The sequence below is a fragment of the Salmonella sp. NW884 genome (assembly GCF_051700745.1).
GTDB lineage: Bacteria > Pseudomonadota > Gammaproteobacteria > Enterobacterales > Enterobacteriaceae > Salmonella > Salmonella enterica.
Window position 1 is genome coordinate 1 of sequence record NZ_JAMMDE010000055.1, and the last position, 312, is coordinate 312.

Genomic DNA, 312 nt, shown 5'->3' on the forward strand with positions numbered 1-312 from the left:
GGCATGGGGCTGATGCACCTTGGCGCAGGCCAGGCCATCATGCTGCTGGTGAGCCTGCTGCTGCTGTGGCTGGCGATTGCGAAGAAGTTCGAGCCGTTACTGCTGCTGCCAATTGGCTTCGGCGGGCTGCTCTCCAACATCCCGGAAGCGGGTATGGCGCTGACCGCGCTGGAAAGCCTGCTGGCGCACCACGACGCCGGGCAGCTGGCGGTGATTGCCGCGAAGCTTAACTGCACGCCGGACGTGCACGCCATTAAAGAGGCATTAGCGCTGGCGCTGCCGTCGGTGCAGAGCCAGATGGAGAACCTGGCG

1 protein-coding gene is annotated in these 312 nt (G+C 64.7%); it reads left to right on the forward strand.

Features of this window, described 5'->3' with window-relative positions:
* The coding region (locus NA197_RS23490) for a sodium ion-translocating decarboxylase subunit beta (RefSeq protein WP_438796715.1) at positions 1–312 on the forward strand (312 nt) is incomplete at both ends.